General features: G+C 35.9%; 18 protein-coding genes and 1 riboswitch. Of the genes, 13 read left to right on the plus strand and 5 right to left on the minus strand.

Annotated features, from left to right (window positions below; genetic code table 11):
- Window positions 1-8 precede the first annotated feature (8 nt).
- From QBE53_06900 to QBE53_06915, 4 genes are read left to right on the plus strand one after another with little or no spacing between them, the layout of a single operon-like run.
- Window positions 9-1,223, plus strand: coding sequence for a PQQ-binding-like beta-propeller repeat protein (locus tag QBE53_06900; protein WZL82830.1), 1,215 nt, complete (start codon window positions 9-11; stop codon window positions 1,221-1,223).
- Between the two features lie 4 nt (window positions 1,224-1,227).
- A complete protein-coding gene (locus QBE53_06905; GenBank protein ID WZL82831.1) occupies window positions 1,228-2,421 on the plus strand; it encodes a nucleotidyltransferase family protein in 1,194 nt (397 codons plus the stop codon).
- Window position 2,422: 1 nt separating this feature from the next.
- Window positions 2,423-2,704 (plus strand): PqqD family protein, encoded by a 282-nt coding sequence (locus QBE53_06910; GenBank protein ID WZL82832.1) that lies wholly within the window; start codon window positions 2,423-2,425, stop codon window positions 2,702-2,704.
- Complete coding sequence (locus QBE53_06915; protein ID WZL82833.1) at window positions 2,697-3,605, plus strand: hypothetical protein; 909 nt, start codon at window positions 2,697-2,699, stop codon at window positions 3,603-3,605. The genes QBE53_06910 and QBE53_06915 overlap by 8 nt, the downstream gene beginning before the upstream one ends.
- 348 nt (window positions 3,606-3,953) lie before the next feature.
- Here QBE53_06915 and QBE53_06920 read toward each other — a convergent pair whose 3' ends face one another.
- Window positions 3,954-5,651 (minus strand): ABC transporter ATP-binding protein, encoded by a 1,698-nt coding sequence (locus tag QBE53_06920; protein ID WZL82834.1) that lies wholly within the window; start codon window positions 5,649-5,651, stop codon window positions 3,954-3,956.
- Between the two features lie 91 nt (window positions 5,652-5,742).
- Between QBE53_06920 and QBE53_06925 the strand changes: the two genes are divergently transcribed.
- The gene (locus tag QBE53_06925) at window positions 5,743-6,204 is read left to right on the plus strand and encodes a lasso peptide biosynthesis B2 protein (GenBank protein WZL82835.1); all 462 of its coding nucleotides are present in this window, start codon (window positions 5,743-5,745) and stop codon (window positions 6,202-6,204) included.
- Window positions 6,205-6,276: 72 nt separating this feature from the next.
- On the opposite strand, the gene gap is transcribed toward QBE53_06925, so the two are convergent.
- Window positions 6,277-7,275, minus strand: coding sequence for a type I glyceraldehyde-3-phosphate dehydrogenase (gene gap / locus QBE53_06930; GenBank protein WZL82836.1), 999 nt, complete (start codon window positions 7,273-7,275; stop codon window positions 6,277-6,279).
- A 464-nt stretch (window positions 7,276-7,739) separates the two neighbouring features.
- Between gap and ispF the strand changes: the two genes are divergently transcribed.
- On the plus strand, window positions 7,740-8,213 hold the full coding sequence (gene ispF / locus QBE53_06935) for a 2-C-methyl-D-erythritol 2,4-cyclodiphosphate synthase (GenBank protein ID WZL82837.1): 474 nt from the start codon (window positions 7,740-7,742) through the stop codon (window positions 8,211-8,213).
- Between the two features lie 4 nt (window positions 8,214-8,217).
- Here ispF and QBE53_06940 read toward each other — a convergent pair whose 3' ends face one another.
- On the minus strand, window positions 8,218-9,936 hold the full coding sequence (locus tag QBE53_06940; protein ID WZL82838.1) for a M23 family metallopeptidase: 1,719 nt from the start codon (window positions 9,934-9,936) through the stop codon (window positions 8,218-8,220).
- 165 nt (window positions 9,937-10,101) lie between these two features.
- Between QBE53_06940 and gltX the strand changes: the two genes are divergently transcribed.
- From gltX to QBE53_06955, 3 genes are read left to right on the plus strand one after another with little or no spacing between them, the layout of a single operon-like run.
- A complete protein-coding gene (gene gltX, locus QBE53_06945; GenBank protein WZL82839.1) occupies window positions 10,102-11,571 on the plus strand; it encodes a glutamate--tRNA ligase in 1,470 nt (489 codons plus the stop codon).
- A 3-nt stretch (window positions 11,572-11,574) separates the two neighbouring features.
- Entirely contained in the window at window positions 11,575-12,252 is a 678-nt protein-coding gene (locus QBE53_06950) for a uracil-DNA glycosylase (protein ID WZL82840.1), read from the plus strand.
- 58 nt (window positions 12,253-12,310) lie between these two features.
- Window positions 12,311-12,784 carry a hypothetical protein gene (locus tag QBE53_06955; protein ID WZL82841.1) on the plus strand — a complete coding sequence of 158 codons (474 nt, stop codon included), beginning with the start codon at window positions 12,311-12,313 and terminating at the stop codon, window positions 12,782-12,784.
- A 92-nt stretch (window positions 12,785-12,876) separates the two neighbouring features.
- Here QBE53_06955 and QBE53_06960 read toward each other — a convergent pair whose 3' ends face one another.
- The gene (locus QBE53_06960; protein WZL82842.1) at window positions 12,877-13,278 is read right to left on the minus strand and encodes a hypothetical protein; all 402 of its coding nucleotides are present in this window, start codon (window positions 13,276-13,278) and stop codon (window positions 12,877-12,879) included.
- A gap of 184 nt (window positions 13,279-13,462) precedes the next feature.
- Here QBE53_06960 and QBE53_06965 point away from each other — a divergent pair, with 184 nt between their 5' ends.
- Window positions 13,463-14,524, plus strand: a complete 1,062-nt coding sequence (locus QBE53_06965; protein WZL82843.1) for a branched-chain amino acid aminotransferase — start codon at window positions 13,463-13,465, stop codon at window positions 14,522-14,524.
- A 202-nt stretch (window positions 14,525-14,726) separates the two neighbouring features.
- Here QBE53_06965 and QBE53_06970 read toward each other — a convergent pair whose 3' ends face one another.
- Entirely contained in the window at window positions 14,727-15,518 is a 792-nt protein-coding gene (locus QBE53_06970) for a transposase (protein WZL82844.1), read from the minus strand.
- Between the two features lie 193 nt (window positions 15,519-15,711).
- On the opposite strand from QBE53_06970, the gene QBE53_06975 reads away from it, so the two are divergent.
- The 3 genes from QBE53_06975 to QBE53_06985 all read left to right on the plus strand — a co-directional run bounded on the left by QBE53_06975 (window position 15,712) and on the right by QBE53_06985 (window position 18,174).
- Entirely contained in the window at window positions 15,712-16,215 is a 504-nt protein-coding gene (locus tag QBE53_06975) for an aminoglycoside 6-adenylyltransferase (protein ID WZL82845.1), read from the plus strand.
- A gap of 30 nt (window positions 16,216-16,245) precedes the next feature.
- Window positions 16,246-16,348, plus strand: a riboswitch (purine riboswitch).
- A gap of 73 nt (window positions 16,349-16,421) precedes the next feature.
- Complete coding sequence (locus tag QBE53_06980; protein WZL82846.1) at window positions 16,422-16,991, plus strand: xanthine phosphoribosyltransferase; 570 nt, start codon at window positions 16,422-16,424, stop codon at window positions 16,989-16,991.
- A gap of 55 nt (window positions 16,992-17,046) precedes the next feature.
- The gene (locus QBE53_06985) at window positions 17,047-18,174 is read left to right on the plus strand and encodes a BMP family ABC transporter substrate-binding protein (protein WZL82847.1); all 1,128 of its coding nucleotides are present in this window, start codon (window positions 17,047-17,049) and stop codon (window positions 18,172-18,174) included.
- Window positions 18,175-18,184 lie beyond the last annotated feature (10 nt).

The raw sequence follows: 18,184 nt of genomic DNA on the forward strand, positions 1-18,184 counted from the left end.
AGAGGGAGATGACCATTAAAGAGATAGCGTCGACTATGTTTTTATTAGATGAACAAAGAACCGGACGATTAAAACATCGCATTCATTCATATGAGCTGACACCAGAGTTTTCTTTTACATTACGTGCATATCCACTCAAAGGGCCAGAAGCTTCACCGGTTTTTGATGCAGATGGCAATATATACTTTGCATCCCATGATGGATGCTTTTATTCAATTAGCAGCCAAGGCCAGTTACGTTGGATGTTTAATTCTGGGAAGACAAAAAATTATGGAAGCCCTTCGATATCAGAAAATTATGTGATTTTTACATCAGGAGAGGGGAATGTCCATTGTTTTACAACACAAGGGGAGCTAATGTGGACCTATTATTTGGGTGCATACTTTGATGCAATATCTAATCGGTACTTAAGAAAGATGCGCAAAGGGATTAATGCATTAGCTACATATGATTGGCATACAAAAAAGTTTCGCTTAAATAAATGCTGGTCTTCTCCCCTTATTAATAAAAACCAAATTTTGATTACAGGTTATGGTATCGGACTGCATTGTATTGACTTGATATCGGGTCAATGCGAATGGACATTTGATTTAGGCATGCCTAGATATCCATTAAGTGGTGTAGCCATAGACGAAGACAACAATATCTATGTGGCGGCAAATAGACATCGATTATATGGATTACATGCCAATGGACAAATGAAATGGGAGTATACACTTAAAGAAAACTATATGTTTTGGGGCAATCCAACAGTAGATATAGAACATCAAAGTGTTTATTTTACAGGAGGGATTGGAGAAGATCGGGGCATTGTTTTATGCTTGGGATATGATGGACAGTTAAAATGGAAGAAAGAGCTTGCAGGGGCCATTCGAGGAAGTGTAAGTATATCCTATGAAAACTATGTGGTTTTAGGGACATTAAGCGGCCAATTAATGGCGCTAAATAAAGAGGATGGTTCAATAATCTTTAGTCATCGCCTAACGCAAGCTAAAAGAGGTTTATGGACAACTCCAAGCATTGATTTAGATGGGCATATTCTAATAACAACAAAAGATAGTAATACAAAAGGTCGCATACTGATATTTAATTCAGAAGGAAAACAAAAAAGTTCTTTGGACATAGGAAAAGCCCTTTCCGTTCCTATTGTTGATCAGAAAGGTATTATCTATGTTGGCTCATGGAATGGAACGATGATGGCTATCAGCACAAAAAAAGGGTGAGCGTATGGATTTTAGAGTGACGATGTTGTTACAGGCGTTAAATCAAATCAAGGAGCCAAAGGTTGAATTGTCACATGAACAGTGGAATCAATGCTTACAATTTGCAGCGGAGCATGGATTAGAGTGTGTCTTCTTTGATTATTATCAACTTTTTTTTCCTGACGACTTTAAGCAATCGGATATTTATCAAAAATGGCAAGGAAAAATCATCCATCGTCTATTTTGGACAAAACAATCAGAAAGAAGAGCTAGAGAGGTTTTAGCACAGCTAGAGAAACAAGGCGTCTTTGCCATTGTATTAAAGGGGATTGACTGTGCTTCATATTATATAAAGCCTGAAAATCGTACCATGAGTGATATGGATATTTTTCTTCATTGGGATGATCTAGAGCAAGCGGATAAGGTTTTCCAATCATTAGACTATATACATGCGCAAGATCAAGATACAGATAAAGAATATATATATTATCCTAAAGAGGAAGGGTATTTTTTTGAAGTACATTTTGCATTGTTTAAGAAAGAGCTATCGGATTATACCCAAGCATTTGGGTATAATGCACTGCAAACAGCAGTTCGATCAAAAGATGGGGAATTTAATGTGTTGGAACCAACATTAGCGACAGCTTATATGCTCGTTCATATGGTGAAGCATTTGTACGGAACAGGAATAGGTTTAAAGGGATTATATGACCTGGCTCTATATGTGAGAGCACAAAAAGAGCATATTGATGAACAAAAGCTTAAGTTATATCTGACAAAATTTCACATGTTAAAAACAGGTGCATATATTTTAGCGTGTGCCAATAGATTTTTAGCAAGTGGGTTTGTTCTAGACTATGAAATACAAGATGCGTTTTGCAATAACCTTTTTGGGATTATTGCGCGTTCGGGTGATACAGGGATGCGTGAAGAGTATGTTATAGAACAACGTTATGAAGTTTTGGCTCAGGGACCTTATAAGGGAAAAAAAGATAAAATGCATCTGTTGACATTTGTTTTTTTACCCTTAGACCAAATGAAAAAAAGATATTCTAGTTTAAATAAGCATTCTTGGTTGCTACCTGTGTTTTGGGGCGTTCGGATTGTTCGAGTAGTTTTCAAATCGCGTCAAAATCTAAAAAAATGGATTCGACGCGATATTAATCACCGTAATATTATGACACATCAAGAAACCATAACTTTTTTAAAGGAGGAATAAAATGGAAAAAGGAAGAGTATTTAAGCAAAAACCAGATGTTCAGCCATCAAACCTTGGTGGAGAGCTAGCCATGCTAAATATTGACTCAGGGGAATACTTTGTCATTAATGAAGTGGGCAAAGATATTTGGGAATGTATTAATGGCATACGAAATGTTAGCCAAATTATTGAAGAATTAACACAAGTATATGCAGCAGATTCAGAAGAGATAGCAGATGATGTTATGCGTTTTATTCAAGAGCTTGAAGAGGCGAAGGTTATCGTAGAGGTTGCGTATGAGTAATCTACGATATTACAAACTGTTTGGTCTGAATGTAGAGGCCAATATCAACTTGAATATAATGGAATGCAAACCGTGTAAAGCGGATGTTATTATTGAAGTTGAGGCATGGGAGCCGGCGTGTGTTGATGATGACTTGGGCGAATTTCATATTCATGGAATAAATGATATTGGCGTAGATATTCATAATCTTGCGCGGTTTAGAATTCAAGATGGAAAGTCGATGCTCATAACGCCTCATAAACCAACATATTGGGAAAATGAGTTGGTAACATATATCGTTGGAGTTGCATTTGCAACACTTTTGTTACAACGTGATATTTTTTCCATTCACGGCAGTGCAGTTTGTGCGAATGATTTGGCTTTTATTATTTTAGGGGAAGCAGGTGCTGGCAAGTCTTCACTGGCACGGCAAAGCATTCGATCAGGCTATAAGCTTTTAAGTGATGATTTGTCCGCAATATCTACAAAAAATCAATTGTATGTCATACCAAGTTTTCCTACGCAAAAGATGTGGAAAGATACGATGGATGTCTATGAGTATTTACCAGACCCTAAGAAACAAATTTTCCCAAATGCAGAAAAATTTTATGTGGATATACAGGAGGATTTTGAAGAAACGAGTAAGCGCTTAGGGGCAATTATTTGGCTTGAAGCGAGTAATGTAGACCAAGTGACCTTAACTCGACTGAATAAGACCAAAGCACTCGAAGTGTTATTAACCCATGCATATATTGAAGAAATGGTAGAACGCTTAGCATTGAAGGCACAACAATTGAACCTGTTAAGTTATGTCCTGTCACATGTAGATGTATATCATCTTGAGCGTCCACGGGAAGGCTTTACTTCAAAGGAACAGTTACACTTAATTGAACAGGAACTGTTTTTTCATAAAAAAATGTAAAAAACATTTGAATAAAGTATGAACAAATTGTAAACTTTTTCTTGTGGTTTTTTTTCTTTGATGGTATAATAAACCTATAGCAAATACTTGCTAAAAGTAGTGAGTAACATTTTATTCGTTATAGGAGGTAATATTATGAAAAAATGGGAAGTTCCAAAAATCAAAAAATTAGACATTAAACAAACAGAAATGCGCCCAGGTAACGGCTATGGACGTACACATAGCAATTGGAAGTGGGGACGCGACTAATTATATATATTAAAGAGTATCTGATGATTCAGATACTCTTTTTTTTGATACTATAGGTGCGTTCAATAGTTCTAAAAAGTATGGCCAATAGTTTATATATTATTCGTATGCTTTGGCTGGGACTAATTGCTTTTCTTTGATTTCATAAATTTCATCACATATAGTTAGTAATTGAGTGCCATGCGTGATTGCAATCAATGTGGTATTCGGGTAATAATGGGTAATGTTTCGTATAAGCTGACGCTCGGTTTCACGATCAAGTGATGAGGTGGCTTCATCAAGAATTAAGAACGGTTTATTATGAACGAGCGCACGAGCTATATTGATACGCTGGGCTTGACCTTGAGAAATGCCAACTCCACGTTCGTGGATGAATGAATCAATGCCATTGTCCAACTGACGAATAAACTCGTCGCAGCATGCAGCAGTGAGTGCGGTTTGAATCTGATCAGGGGTTATGGTTTCGTTTAAAAAAAGGTTTTCGCGAAGACTTCCCGAAAACAGCGGGTTTGATTGAGAAACGTAGCTAAAGTAGTTACGTGATGCAAAGGTAAGTGGAAGCTTTTTACCTGAATCAAAAGAAATAAATAAGGATCCCTCAGATGGTTCTATCAGGGATAAGACTAAATGGATGAGGGTGGTTTTCCCACTACCGGAAGGTCCTATAATGCCGATGCGGCGTCCGGAGGTAATGGATAAATTAACCTTATCTAGTACACGGGTATTTTCATCATATGCAAAGGATAAATTATGAATATGTAGCCCGTTGATTGTTTCGTTTTCATTTATGGTATAATGATTTTGTGATGTTTCATCGGGGAGTGCAATAATTTCTTCGATACGTTCTAGAGAAGAAAGGGAAGAGATAAGTCGAGGAATCGAACGTGTCATTTCATGAATAGGTCCTTGTATTTCGCCAACAAGCTGTAAAAAAGCAGTAAATGTTCCAAAACTAATAGCTGATTGAGCTAAGCGATATGCACCTAATGTCAACGCAAAGAAAAAACCAACATTATATCCACTTTCAAGAATAACATTTGCCTTGATGCTTGTAATATTTTTATGTTTGATAAGTTTAAAGCGATTGTTTTGTAAAGTTGAAATCTGGAATAAGTTCTCATGAAGGAAATTGAAGGTTTTTAGTAATATAAGATTTTGTAGCGATTCATTAATTTTTGAACGTTGTATGCCATCAGCATTTTGAATCTTATATTGAATATCGCGAAGCTTGCGACCAATAATAAGACTAATAAGTACAGTAAAAGGTGTGATAAGAAAAGTAAGCATTGCCAGTAACCAGTCAAAATAGGCAAGCATCGCAAAAGCAGCAACAAATTGTAGCAAAAGGGCAATCATTGTCGGAATAATTGTCGTTATGCTTTGAATAACATGGCGGACATCTTCATATAGACGTGTTAATAAATCGCCAGTATTATATTGACTGATTGTTGCCCATTTTTTATGATAGATTTTTGTGAGTACTTTAAGCTGCAAGTCATTAATCATGGTATTTTCAAGTTTCACACTATTGTGTGATAAAAGGCTATACAGGCTTAAATCGATAATTAAAAGTAAGGCGAAAAATATTCCGCTGCGAAGTGCAGCAATGTAGTTGCCATCAATGGCGTAGTCAATCATCATTTTTGTTATAAAGGCAATAAGTACATTAAGTAAAGCCTGTAAAATGCTTAATGATGTGATCAGCATAATTTTTGAACGATATCCGTTGGTATATTGGTATAGTATACGATAGATATTAATATCGATTAACTTTTTTAACTTTTCCAGTGTTTGCATAGAACTCTCCTTTTCATCTGCAAAATATCTATAGTTCTATTGTATGTGAAGTTAAGGCTGGCGTCAATATATCTAAAAACAGGAGGTTAATATGGTAAAAATCAAGCTTGTGTTTTGGTATGGTATTATATATGTGTTGTCTTTTGGTTCATATGTTGCAATTAAGATTATCCCTTTTAAATCCCTCATTACAAGAGTTACAAATACTGAAAAAATTATTGCATCGGATTTAAGCTTAACAAAACGTCAACAACAGCGCCTACTTCGAGTGCAAGAAATCCTTGAACGTGTAAGTGAAAAGGTGCCATGGCGCGTACTTTGTTTTGAACAGGCACTTGTGGCTTTATGGATTGCAAGAGTACTAAAGCTTAATATGAATATATATTTTGGCATTAAACATGAAGAGGGGAACTTATTAGCCCATGCGTGGACTGAGGCGGGAAATCAAATTTTTACTGGGGAACAAGGAAGAGAAGAGTTTTTGCCTGTATATATTCGAGGGTATAAACGTGAGATTCCAACATTTGACAATGAGCCTAAAAAAAGGAGCTGAGCGTCAGCAAATTTTATTTGCTAACGCAACAGCTCCTTTTTGATTAATCGAATAGATCAAATGAACAACGGCTTATAGTTCGTTGAAGTATTTGATTGTTCTAACCATTTGGCTAGTGTATGAGTTTTCGTTGTCATACCATGAAGTTACTTTTACTAATGTTTTGCCATTTCCAAGTGGAGTAGCTTTAGTAAGTGTAGCGTCAAATAATGAACCGTAACGAATTCCGATAATGTCTGAAGATACAATTTCATCTGTAGTGTAACCGAATGATTCATTTGAAGCAGCTTTCATTGCCGCATTGATTTCATCAGCAGTAACTTCTCCGCTAACAACAGCAGTAAGTTCAGTTAATGAACCTGTTACAACTGGAACACGTTGTGCATTACCGTCTAATTTACCTTTAAGTTCAGGAATAACTAAACCGATTGCAGCAGCAGCACCTGTTGTTGCTGGAACGATGTTAGCAGCAGCAGCTCTTGCTCTTCTAAGACCTTTGCTGTGAGGTGCATCAAGTGTGTTTTGGTCATTAGTATATGCATGGATAGTTGTCATGAATCCTGAATCAATAGCAACTAATTTGTTAAGTGCATCTGCCATTGGTGCAAGACAGTTTGTTGTACATGAAGCAGCAGAGATAACTTTTTCTGAACCGTCAAGCACGTTTTCGTTTGTTCCGAAAACAACAGTCTTAAGATCACCTTTAGCTGGAGCAGAGATAACAACTTTTTTAGCACCTGCTTCGATGTGTGCTGATGCAGATTCTAATGAAGTAAAGAATCCTGTACACTCAAGTACAACGTCAACATCTAAGTCGCCCCATGGAAGATCTTTAGGATCTCTTTGAGCATAAATTGTGATTTCTTTACCATCTACAGTGATTGAATTATCAGAGCTTGTGATCTCTTTTTCAAATCTACCTTGAGCGGTATCATATTTTAGTAAATGTGCAAGTGTTGCTGCATCTGTTAAGTCGTTGATTGCAACCACTTCATACCCTTCAGCGTCAAACATTTGTCTGAAAGCAAGACGACCAATACGTCCAAAACCATTAATAGCTACTTTAGTCATTGTAATTCCTCCTAAAATTTAAATTTATCCCAAAGTGAATTGAGATTATTGTTAACTGTATCATATGATACGGTTGTCAACTATTCTTTATACATTACGTATAATCTTATTTAGGTAAATGGTTTTTAATTAAGACGTTTTGCTAAGCGGGCTTAAATTTATCCCAGCTGACGAAGTAAGTCCCATAATATCCTAAATAAATAGCATGCAAAGTCATTATTGAATTCACATAGCTCTATATAATTATAACATTAAGTCATCTAAAATCAAGCGAAAATGATAAAATTTCTTAAAATTATTTTTTTGAACCGATGTCCATAAGTTGGATATCGAAAATCATTGTTTTGAAGAATAATCAGTGATAAGATATAGGCGGAAACATCAAAAAACATCAAAAGATAGAAAGAAAATATGGACTGTATAGTTATTATGCAGTCGTAGAAAATAGAAGGAGAAAAAAGATAATGAGAATAGGACACGGTTATGATGTACATCGTTTAGTTAAGGATAGAGCATTAATTATAGGAGGCGTAAAGATTGACTACGAGTATGGATTGTTAGGACATTCAGATGCAGATGTTGCTTTGCACGCATTAATGGATGCGATTTTAGGTGCATTAGGATTAGGCGATATCGGAAGTCACTTTTCGGATCAGGATGAGGAATTTAAAGATATCGATAGTAAGGTGCTCCTAGAACGGGTAGTAGATATGATGAAGAAGACAGGATATCAAGTGGGAAATGTGGATGTGACGATTATTGCACAACGACCTAAAATGGCACCACATATTCATGAGATGAAAAAAATACTTGCGTCATATCTGGAAGTGGATATAACGCAAGTTAATGTAAAAGCTACAACGGAAGAGCATCTTGGATTTACAGGGCAGCTTGAAGGTATCAAAAGTCATGCTGTATGCCTTTTGATACCTCGTTAATATCTTAAAATGGAGCCGATTCAAAGAATTTCCATGGATTAACATAGACTCCATTATTGTACATAGAAAAATGAAGGTGAGGTCCGGTGGAAAAACCAGTGGAACCAACAGTTCCTATGACATCACCTTTTTCAACATAATCCCCAACACCAACATCAAGTGTTTCAAGATGATAGTACTGACTATAAATTCCAACACCATGATCGATAAAAATAGTGTTACCGGTGATGGCAAGGTGTTCGCTCATACGAACATATCCGCTTTCTGTGGCAAGAATAGGTGTTCCGGTAGGATTGGCAAAATCAATACCATTATGCCTAGAACTTTCAACGGCATCATTGGTATAACGTATAACGCCATATTCTGTGGAAATTCTGCCACCCACGGGTTGCAAAAAAGCGCCTGTCCACAAAGGTTGATCATGGTTTAACTCTCGAGCACGCTTGAAAGCTTCAGCTAAAGCAATTTCATTTTCATTTGAACGTATACTTGCTGTTGTTGAAGAGGTCTTTAATTGTTGAGTTGGAAATTCCTTATCAATAACTTCAATAGGTAATTGTGTTGTTTTTACAGTGTTTCCAGCACGTTCTTCATGTATTTTTAAGACGTACGCACCAGAAGATAACTTACTTGTCAGCGGCAGAAATAAATAATTGGCATCGTCTTGTTTAATCCATGTAAGTTCTTCATGATATATGTCGGATTCAAAAGTGTAGACAGCATCGGAACTTACATGATCTGCTTTTACGACAACAAGATCACCAGGTTCATAAGTGCTATGGTTAAGGGCGTAAGTAGTAGGTAGCTCAATACTAAAGGAAGTATTTTGAGTTAATGTCCCGTAATCCATTTGGGATGTTTTTGGCCAATTATAATCAATGGCTAAATGATAATTTCCATTGGTATTTGGTAATATAATGGAGGCTTTTTTGTTTTCAAAAAGGAGCGCTTTTTGTTCAATGAGATTTTGTGATGCATCATAGAGTGCATAAGTAGCAGAAGGTATGTCCAGTGTCTGGTCAGATTCTACAATGGATAACTCAATGGTTTGAGGTTCTGTTTCAATGACATATGCACTATAGTCTGGTGTTGCAATAAAATCATCGCTGATAATTTCGTGGGAATAATAGGATTGATATATATAATAATTCCATGTTCCGCTAAGCTGTGTATCAAGTTCCTCAAGATTATGGGAAAGGGTTATTTGTGGAAGTTTACGCTTAGGGAAAAAATATTCAAGTATTCCTGATTGAATAAGTTCATCAAAAGATTCATCAGAGTATATGAGCATATCCTTATCCGCAGTAATTTGAAAACGTTGCGTATTAAAATCAATGGCTACAGAATAATTATCATATTTTTTTTCACTGGAAAATGCATTCATCTTTAATGTGAATACATCGTTATCTTCATGAAGCTTGTCCGTTGCATCTTTTGATGGATAGCTTTCTTGGGAAAATGCATTCAATAATTTTTCTAAGGTTACAGATTTAGCAGCATCACTTGCATTACTTGCAACAATCGTTTCAAATAGTTCGCCACTATGATCATAGAGTTCATAAAAGAGGTAAGCTTCATCGGTGATGGAGGTTAATTGCTTATTTGAATTAGTGGTTGTGAAAAAGTGACAGGAAGAAACTAATAGTAATATGCTTACAAGAACAAAGAAAAAAAGGAGCCTTTGTCTTGGTGATTTAAAGTGCTTAGAAAAAAATAGTTTCATTGTAAATCCTCCGTTAAAATATTTGTAGCTGAAATACACCTATTATAGCAGATTTTGAAAGATAATAAAGTAAATAAACTAAATAAATTAGAATTGTTGTAAATTTCGTGATATAATAATCTGTGATTTATATTTACGAAAATTCATGGTTAAAGGAGTTTCAAGATGAGTAATAAAATAAGAACGCGTTATGCACCAAGTCCAACAGGGAAAATGCATGTAGGGAATTTACGAACGGCACTATATGCGTATTTAATTGCAAAACATGAGAATGGAGATTTTTTGTTACGTATAGAAGATACTGATCAGGAGCGATTGGTTGAAGGCGCAACAGATATTATATATAATACGTTAATTGATGCGAAGCTTATTCATGACGAAGGACCGGATAAGGATGGTGGCGTAGGACCATATGTTCAAAGTGAACGTCAACATCAAGGGATTTATTTGGAATATGCAAAAAAATTAGTGGAAAAAGGGGAAGCCTATTATTGTTTTTGCCAAAAAGAGCGTTTAGATGGACTACGCCAAGAGGCAGAAGAAAAAAAAGAGGCATATCGTTATGACAAGCATTGTTTAAATCTGTCAGATGAAGAGATTAAAGCTAAACTTGCAAATAATGAAGCCTATGTAATCCGACAAAATAATCCTATTGAAGGGACTACGGTTTTTTCAGATGTGCTTTATGGAGATATAGCCGTTGACAATAAAGAGCTTGAAGATATGGTTCTTATTAAAACCGATGGATATCCAACATATAACTTTGCCAATGTCGTTGATGACCATTTAATGGGGATCACACATGTAGTTCGTGGAAATGAATACTTGTCATCATCGCCAAAGTATAATCGTTTATACAATGCTTTTGGCTGGGAGGTTCCAGTATATGTACATTGTCCATTGATTACAGATGAAAATCACAAAAAATTAAGTAAACGTTTAGGACATGCTTCGTATGAAGACCTTATAGATTTAGGTTTTTTAAGTGAAGCAATTGTTAATTATGTGGCATTACTTGGATGGAGTCCTTCATCTAATGAAGAAATTTTTTCAATGGATGAATTAATTGAGTTATTTGACTATCATAATATTAATAAAGCACCGGCTGTTTTTGACATGAAGAAGTTTCGATGGATGAACAGCGAATATATTAAACGCATGGATCCAGATGCCTTTTATGAAATGGTGCAGGACCGTATAAAGAAAGTTGTACCAAATGAAGCGTTAGACCACAAGAAGATAGCAGCATTAGCTCAGACACGCCTTGAAACATTAGTAGACATTGATGATATCATCGACTTTTTCCAAGCTGTTCCTGAGTATGATAAGGCTATCTATACACATAAAAAAATGAAGACGAATCCGGAAAATTCATGTGGATTTATGCAGCAAGTCTTACCGGTATTAGAAGCACATGAAGACTGGACGGTTGAAGCACTACATGATGCGGTTATGGCATTTATAAAAACAACGGATTTAAAAAATGGTCAAGTATTATGGCCTTTAAGAACGGCGCTATCTGGTAAACAGTCAACACCAGGAGGTGCATTTGATATTATGGGGATTCTAGGTAAAGATGAATCGATTAAACGTATAAAGGCAGGAATTCAAAAATTACAAGATGAAATGGAGTAAAAAATGAGTAAAGTTTTTATGAATGATTGGCAAGAGCTTCTAAACGATGAACTTCAGCAAGATTATTACATTAAAATGCGTGAATTCTTAATTCAGGAGTACAAAACAAAGCAAATCTTTCCGAAAGCAAAAGACATTTATAATGCATTTCATTTAACACCATATCATGAGGTTAAAGTGGTGATTATTGGTCAGGACCCATATCATAATGATTTTCAGGCACATGGATTGTGCTTTTCAGTTCAAAAAAATGTAGATATTCCTCCAAGCTTACGAAATATATACAAAGAGTTGGCTTCGGATTGTGGATGCTATATTCCAAAACATGGAAACCTTGAAAAGTGGGCGAAGCAAGGCGTATTGCTTTTGAATGCAGTATTAACTGTACGGGCCCATGAAGCAGCTTCACACGCAAAAATTGGCTGGGAGCGGTTTACCGATCATGTGATTTCTGTATTGAATGCACGTGAAGAACCGATTGTTTTCTTGCTGTGGGGGAACTTTGCCCGATCGAAAAAGAAATTAATAACAAATAGTCAACATATCATTATTGAATCGGCCCACCCAAGTCCTCTTTCAGCATCGAGAGGATTCTTTGGGAGCCGACCATTTTCAAAAATCAATACCATATTATCAGAGCGTAATCAAGCAGTCATTGATTGGCAAATCGAGGATGAGTAACCTCTTGTGACTAAGAGGACCAAATAAAATGAGGAGACGGTAAGAGGAGGGTGTATCGTTGAAGGATGGAGAAAAAGAGACAATTGTCATACTAGATAACCATGAGGAAACACTTATTTGGTTATCGCAAATTTTTGAAGAAAATGGGTACAATGTAAATGTAGCAACAAATCTAGAACAATTAATGTTTTGCCTTGAAGAAGAAAAAACAGACTTACTTGTTATTAACTTTTGCTGTGAAGTGAAAAAGAAAAAGGAAATTTTTCTAAAGGTACGTGGAGAAGAAAGATATTTTCAAATTCCTATATTGGGACTTTTTCGTGATGAGCCTATAGAAGTAATAGACTTATACCTTGAATTAGGAGTAGACCATATTTGCACACATCCTTTTTCGAAGAAAAATATCCGTATTCATGCAGAACAGCTTATTGAAGCGGTGCAGACAAGAGAACTCATTGATGATTTAAATCAAAAAAACCTATTTTTGGAAAGAGAAAATGCATATCTAAAAGGAAAAATGGTTCGAAAATAAGAAGACGAATAAAAAGTAGCATTAAAAAGGGAGCTGAGCGTCAGCAAATTTCATTTGTTAACGCAACAGCCCCTTTTATTATTTTTAGAATATTAATATAAGGAACTCATATTGTTTAATGCATATGCGATATATAGTAGAATACTTAGTGTCGATACAATAAGTGAAATGACGAGTGAAATACTGATGTGATCAGTTTTTCGTTTTAAGCGTCGTGTATTGATGATTAATGAAAGTAAAGAAAAGAAAAAGAGTACGACAGCGACGATAAAAGAAATAACCATCATCTGTTCATCCCATACGGTTCGCCTGGATACATCAAAGAGACGATCAAAAAAAGTGGTTTGTTCCGGACGAGCCATGTCAGTGATTAGAAAAAAGGTGCCCAATAGAAGCCAAACGACAAAACTTGATACACGAATCCAGTAAACAAGGAAATCAGGGCCAATACGTTTTTCATAGAAATTAGACCTATGGCTATCCATCATAGTCATGACAAACCCTCCTTTAAAATAAAAACAATCTATGAACATATTATATCATAATTGTGAACAAAATAAAAGATAATATTAAGTGCGCTATAACGCACAAAAATTGTAAAAAAGTGTTTTTTGTCATTGTAAGTTCATTGTATATCTGATATAATGTCTGCAATGAAAGTGATTAAGGAGGTATACAGTGAATATTCAAGTGACTAGAGCAGACAAATTAAAAGAAAAACCCTCTTCAAGTAATCTCGGGTTTGGTAATGTTTTTACGGATCATATGTTTATTATGGATTATACAGAAGGACAAGGATGGCATGATGCTCGTATTGTACCTTATCAGCCACTAACACTAGATCCGGCAACGATGGTCTTTCATTATGGGCAAGAAATGTTTGAAGGGCTTAAGGCTTATAAAAATCCAGAAGGAGATATATTGCTGTTTCGACCAGAGAAAAATGCGGATCGTTTAAACATTACTAATGACCGTATCTGTATGCCGCAATTACCAGTAGAAGATTTTATAGAGGCGGTAAAGGCTGTTGTTGATATAGACCGAGAATGGATTCCAGAAGGGCTTGGCAATGCTTTATATATTCGTCCTTTTATTATTGCGACAGATCCTTTTTTAGGGGTACGTCCATCGTTGACATATAAATTTATGATTATATTATCTCCGGTAGGTCCATATTATAAAGAGGGGATTAATCCTGTTAAGATATGGGTTGAGCAAGAATATGTACGTGCGGTACCTGGGGGAATCGGATTTGCCAAAACAGGCGGAAATTATGTTGCAAGTATCAAGGCACAAGCCAATGCTAAAAACCGAGGGTATGCGCAAGTGCTTTGGTTGGATGGTATTGAGCGTAAGTACATTGAAGAAGTAGGAACAATGAATGTGTTCTTCAAGATTGATGGACGGGTCATTACGCCTAGTTTAACAGGAAGTATTTTAGCTGGAGTTACTAGAGACACAGTTATAGAGTTATTAAAAATGTGGAATGTTCCTGTTTCAGAAGAGCGTATCACTATTGAAGAGCTGATAGAATACGGAAAAAAAGGCCTTCTTGAAGAGGCCTTTGGGACTGGAACCGCAGCCGTTATATCGCCAATTGGTGAATTTAGATATAACGATCAGGTCGTGGTAGTTCATGATGGGATTATTGGAGAATTGTCTCAGAGAATCTACGAAGAATTAACCAGTATACAAATGGGAAAAATCGAAGATACATTTGGCTGGACAATAAAGATTTGATAGAGGTGTAAAGTGTAGGAACTACGTGTGAAAAGTATCCGTATAAAAAGTGCACCGACATTGACGTTTGAAAAGACAAGATATTAATTAGATCATTAGGGTATAGGGTTTTCATTGTAAGATGATAAAAGATTTGGATTTTTTTGAAGTAGTATAGAATTAAAATAAGAAATCGGTACACTTTTTATACGGATACGAAAAATTATATATTTCTGGTGCGAATAACACGTCCTACGATATGGCGACTTAGATTTAATAGGTCGCCTATTTCTTTTTGAGTCAGTTCCGACTCCTGATAAATTCTTCGAATCAGATGGTTACGTATGGGATTTGCTTCTTGAAGCTTATCATAGGATAGTTGATAGGTTTCTAATTCCTCCTTTAATATTTCTTTGGCTTTATTGACACGATGATACAAGTGATCTTTTATATCAAAATTAACAGTTTCATCCATTTCATGATGAATGCTGCTTAAAAGTCTACTGGCTTTTACTGCGTCATTTTTATCAAAAAAATCATAGATAAAATTCTTATGAATCATAGATAAACGGGACGGATCAAGATAATCTTGATAGCTAGAATAAGGATAACTTAATCCAGCGCATAATCCGAGACGCTTTGGCTTTTGGTGAATAAACCGCAAACGGCAAATGAGTTCTTTTCTTAAGTGAATGCTTTCGCTTTGATAACGGCCTGAAAACACAATACCATGGGATGCATATTTTTTTTGATAATATTTTGCGTAGAGTGAAGAAGTCGTTCTTAGTATTATTGGCAAAGAGTTCTTTGTCGTTTCTTCAATAAGAAGATGAATATGATCTTCGACTAAGCAATATGCATATAAATGAAAAGCGTATTGTCGTTGTTTTCCAGCAAGTATCTTTAGAAAAGCTTGATAGTCAGAGTCATTTCGAAAAAGGGATTGGTTTTCTGGTGCCTTAAGTAATATGTGATAAAATTTACTTGATGAGTAGTAGCTTGTTCGACGTGCCATATCGTCCTCCTGTACGTAGTTTTTTTGTTGCGATGAATGTATTATATTACATCTAAAAAAGCTTTTGGTCAGCTCGCAGCAGACAATGAAAAATTTTGTTGCTAAATCAAAAAAGCTATATTATAATTGGCATATAAATCATAGAGATTCTTTTGATTTAAAAAACTTGTAAAACATGCATTTGGAGGTTGTTATGTTAAAGAGTAATAAGAATCATTTTGTGCCTGAATTTGACAAACCAAAACACGCGATGAAAAATTTTGGCGGATATGATGAGTATGATCCGATGTCTGAATTGGATCCGATTGAACTGGGGTTAGAGAGAATAGAAGTAATTAAGCAGTGGCTTGTAAAGGAGAATCGAATTTTAGGTGCATTATTGATTGGCTCTTATGCAAGAAGTGAACAAAGAGAAGACTCAGATATTGACTTGATTTTTATTGTGGAAAACATTGATGAGTGGATTGATACTCCCCAATGGGTAAAACGTTTTGGCCCTGTAATGAGTCAAACCGACGAGGTTTATGAAGATATTAAGGCCTTACGTGTATACTATAAGGATAATGTTGAAATCGAATTTGGATTTACAAGTAAAGCGTGGCTGGACAAACCTTTTAAGGAAACCACAAAAGAAGCTCTTGATGGAGGATATGTAATACTTTCAAATAAACGACATCTTTTAGATGATTTGGGTTGATTTTTATCAACAGATACTTTATAATGCAACTTATCATAATTGAATAGTTCTCGTATAAATTTGACAATATGGGTCAAACGTTTCTACAAACTACCGTAAATAGTTATAGGCTACGAGTTTAATTCTTACACGCAAACTATTTGCGTCTAGAAGAGGGCTCTACTATATTTTAGTAGAGCTTTTTTATCTTTTTAAGGAGAAAGTCAATGAAATTATTACATGAACGTATTAAACAAAATGGTTCGGTTGTATCAGAAGAAATACTCAAAGTAGATTCATTTTTAAATCATCAAATCGATGCAAATCTTATGATGGAAATGGGAAAAGAATTCAAACGACGGTTTGAGGATGAAAAAATTACAAAAATTGTTACGATAGAGGCATCTGGAATTGCTATTGCAGCATTGGCGGCCTTATCCTTTCAAGTTCCCGTTGTTTTTGCAAAAAAAACACAAAGCCGGAATTTGGATGCGCAAGTCTATACCTATCCAGTATATTCATTTACCAAGCAGCAAACCTATGATATTCATATATCAAAAAAATATATTCAATCGACAGACCGTGTACTTATTTTGGACGATTTTTTAGCTAATGGGCAAGCTGTTGAAGGGCTTATACAGCTTGTAAATCAAGGTGGCGGTGAAGTTGCCGGTGTTGGTATTGTTATTGAGAAAGGGTTTCAACCAGGCGGAAAAACTCTCCGTGATCAAGGTGTTCGTGTAGAATCCCTTGCGATTATTGACCGTATGAAAGATGGAGAAATCCATTTTTTATAGATGTGTAGGGGTGACCCTATCAAATTATATCTATGTATAAATTCTAGGAGGAATTATGAAAAAAATCACAGCACTATTACTAATGTTAACAATGGTACTTATGATGAGCGCATGTGGAAATGATGCGCCAGCAGATCAAGCAACAACGGAAACAGGAGCCGGAGCGAATGAGACAGCACAGACAGAAGATGCGGCTGATGCAAGTGATGTAACCGTTGGATTTATTTTAGTTGGACCTGTTGGAGATGGGGGATGGTCATATTCTCACAACGAAGGTCGATTAGCACTTGAACAAGAGTTAGGTGTTAAAACACTATATAAAGAGTCTGTACCTGAAAACCAAGAAGTTGAAGGTGAGATTCGAAATATGATCGATCAAGGTGCAAGTATCATTTTTGCAACAAGTTATGGATATATGAACTACGTGGAAGAACTATCAAAAGAATTCCCAGATGTAACTTTTTTCCACTGCTCTGGATATAAACAAACAGATAATATGTCAAACTATTTTGGGCGTATCTATGAAGCAAGATACTTATCAGGTATTGTTGCCGGTTTAAAAACAGAAACAAATCATATCGGTTATGTAGGTGCATTCCCAATTCCAGAAGTTGTACGTGGAATCAATGCTTTTACTTTAGGGGCACGTTCAGTAAACCCGGACGTAGAAGTAGAAGTAGTATGGACATCAACATGGTATGACCCAGCGATTGAAAAAGAAGCGGCCATTGCATTATTAGATAATGGAGCGGATATTATTGCACAACATCAAGATACAGGTGGTCCTCAACAAGCGGCACAAGAGCGTGGTGCATATTCAATTGGATACCATACGGATATGTCAGATGTAGCTCCAAATGCAGTATTAACATCTGTTGTTTGGAACTGGAATGATTTTTATATTGATCGTGTATCCGCAGTTATTGATGGAACATATGAATCCGAAGCTTATTGGGGTGGAATGGACTCAGGTATGGTCGGCCTTACCGATATTTCTGATTTTGCAGCTGACGGTACACAAGAAGCATTAGATGCAGCGATTGCAGAAGGTGTTCACGTGTTTACAGGTGAGATCAAAGATCAAGAAGGTAATGTAAAAGTTGCTGAAGGCGAAACATTAACAGATGATGAACTTTTAGGTATGTCATGGTTTGTCGAAGGCGTTAAAGGAAAGATTCAATAATTGCCTTGTT

The sequence above is a fragment of the Vallitaleaceae bacterium 9-2 genome (assembly GCA_038396585.1).
Taxonomy (GTDB): Bacteria; Bacillota; Clostridia; order Lachnospirales; family Vallitaleaceae; genus UBA1351.